Origin of the sequence: Bacteroides sp. 2_2_4 (genome assembly GCF_000157055.1) — a bacterium.
GTDB classification, from domain to species: domain Bacteria; phylum Bacteroidota; class Bacteroidia; order Bacteroidales; family Bacteroidaceae; genus Bacteroides; species Bacteroides ovatus.
The window spans coordinates 12,983-15,399 of the sequence record NZ_EQ973375.1 but is presented as its reverse complement, the minus strand read 5'-3'; the positions used below and the strand labels follow the sequence as shown (position 1 = coordinate 15,399).

Annotated in this window: 5 protein-coding genes; all 5 read left to right on the top strand. The window is 38.2% G+C overall.

Going from position 1 to position 2,417, the window contains the following annotated elements; all coding sequences use genetic code 11:
• The first annotated feature begins 29 nt into the window (after positions 1–29).
• The 5 genes from BSCG_RS01575 to BSCG_RS01595 are packed head-to-tail and all read left to right on the top strand — an operon-like array spanning position 30 to position 2,276.
• Positions 30–509, top strand: coding sequence for an LPD28 domain-containing protein (locus tag BSCG_RS01575; protein ID WP_008771448.1), 480 nt, complete (start codon positions 30–32; stop codon positions 507–509).
• Positions 510–565: 56 nt separating this feature from the next.
• Positions 566–829, top strand: coding sequence for a hypothetical protein (locus BSCG_RS01580; RefSeq protein WP_008771447.1), 264 nt, complete (start codon positions 566–568; stop codon positions 827–829).
• Positions 830–844: 15 nt separating this feature from the next.
• Positions 845–1,570, top strand: a complete 726-nt coding sequence (locus tag BSCG_RS01585; protein WP_008771446.1) for an N-6 DNA methylase — start codon at positions 845–847, stop codon at positions 1,568–1,570.
• A gap of 29 nt (positions 1,571–1,599) precedes the next feature.
• The gene (locus tag BSCG_RS01590; protein ID WP_008771445.1) at positions 1,600–1,923 is read left to right on the top strand and encodes a hypothetical protein; all 324 of its coding nucleotides are present in this window, start codon (positions 1,600–1,602) and stop codon (positions 1,921–1,923) included.
• Between the two features lie 44 nt (positions 1,924–1,967).
• Positions 1,968–2,276, top strand: coding sequence for a hypothetical protein (locus tag BSCG_RS01595; protein ID WP_224263218.1), 309 nt, complete (start codon positions 1,968–1,970; stop codon positions 2,274–2,276).
• The last annotated feature ends 141 nt before the right edge of the window (positions 2,277–2,417 follow it).

Below are 2,417 nucleotides of genomic sequence, written 5' to 3'. Positions count from 1 at the left end.
AAAGTTTAACAAACTAAAAAAAACGAGTTATGTCACGAGTACACTATTTAGAAGGAGATTATGAACAGTTGGTTATTAATGAAACGATAGACGGTCTTTTTTCCAGTTATCGTATAGACCGCAATTCATTGCCAAAAGGATTTTTCCTTTATGAGATTAGATGGGATGACAGCTTATCTTCATTGGCAGAGATTTGCCCCTCTGTGGTGGTGAATCATGCAGGTTCGTTCATAACAAAGTCACCCCTTGAATTTGATGCGAATAATAGCATACGGATAACTTATGCCAATTTTATCGAGTTCTGCCAGTTTGGCGAGTGGGCTTATGAGAAACTGGCTGTATTGGATTGTAATTCCGGTAATGTTGCTGTGATAAGCCCAGACAGGCGATTACAGACCGCTGAAGAGATTGAGATTTTTCTGAGTGAGCATTGTGGCTATCATCTGAGTGAGATTAATTGGATGGTGATGAAAGGCGATGTGGTGTTTTTGAACGAGAACGATTTTTAATGAGTATAACCGTAACTGCCTCTTGGAATGGGGCAGTTACATAAAATATTATAAGTATGAAATGGATAGATAAGATGGTAGAACGCATTACCCGAAAAGAAACAGCTTTAAATGACCGCTTTTGTGTAAATCGGCATACGGTTGTATGTCAGAGTGGTACGACTGATTATGTTTCTGTAACGATTGATAATACCGATGGTTTTGATTTCGATTTTTGGACAAAACAACTTTGTTTTGAGAAGGACTGTAAATATCGCTCGGAGATAAAAGCGGCTTTTGATAAAATCTATGGCACAAGGAATATAGAATGTTGTGAATAATGAAATCAGAATAGTATGATACCAAAGGAGATAATGAAACTTTATGAAAAGCTTGCTTTCAGTCGGGGATATGAAGAAGCCTTTCGGGATTTTTTGGATGTTTGTCTTTACTATTTGTCTGTCGGGATGTTGGCAGAGGATTACCGTAGAGTGGAAAAAAGATATAAGCCATATGAAATGGAACTTTTTGTTCAAATGTTTTATAGGGTGTCTGAATATTCGGAAGGATTTTGCGATGTCTTGGGAGATATGTTCATGGAGTGTGTCAGTCATGGGAATAACGGACAGTTCTTTACCCCGATACACGTTGCTGATTTGATGGCATGTATGGGGGAAAATAGGCTGAAACCTAAACAGTCGGTCTGTGATTCGTGCTGTGGTTCCGGCAGGATGCTACTTTCCGCTGTAAAAAAATGTGCGGAAGAGAATGATGGAGGAAGGCTTTTTTGTTATGGCTCGGACATAGATTTGATTTGTGTAAAGATGACTGTTGTCAATCTGATGATGAATAGCGTACCCGGTGAAGTCGCATGGATGAATACATTGACAATGCAGCATTGGAGAAGTTATCATATAGATTTACAGTTGATAGCCGGAGTATGGTTACCTATTTTAAAGATAACGGAAGCAGGTGATACTTCTTTTGTTAGGAAACTTGAAAATGCAATGGAGGATAATTCTGAATTGAAGAGGTCGATTCAGAGCAACGCAAGGGCTACGCAGCTGACTTTTGATTTTTGACAAGATAAATATGTAAAAAGGATTTTGGTATGAAAGCAATAAGAACAAAAGAGGTGAATGAGAACGTCAAAGCAGCGAACAGTTGTTTGCGTAAAGCGAAACGGCAGGCTAAGGAATTGGCTGTTTTTACAGGTGAAGTAGTGCGTCTGATAGATAAGGAAGGGCATTCTCTACAAGGGTTCTTTAATCGGGTGGAGTTTGTTCTGGTGGACGGCACTATTAAATTCCGTGTAGTTATAAATCCTATTCTTGAATGTGAGAACTGTATAATGGCTTCTTGCCATGAAGACTATCTTTATGAGGTGGTCTCGGTGGAAAAGTTTACCTATAAAAATTATAGGTATCATTTGTGATGATATTGTATTTTAATGATTATAAACTGATTTATATTATAACAATGATGGGCAAAATTAATAATATTCCCGTTTTGAATGAAGATGTTATTCGTTTGGTTGTACTCAATGAGGAAATTATAGGGTATATCTATCCACGAAGGACTTCTTATGTGGTGGCATTGGAGATAAAGCCGGGACGTACTACCTCTTTGGCCACATCTGTCAATAAACAATGCATGGTTTTGTTGAGTGATAAGGTTCGTTTGGCCACGGAACAGGATTTCGATGATTTTCATATATGCTTTGATGGTTTCAGAAATAACACTATGTATTGTTATAATCAGGGAACGGAACCTATATACCTTCAATGAAATACATTCTCCCTTCTTTTGGATTAGGGAAGGGAGAGCATTTCGCTGTCCGCTACTTTTTGGCAAGCGCCCCAAAAAAAGTAGCAAAAAACGCTTGGAGTTACTGGTAATCCCATTAATTTGCGTTCACGCAGATTTTTT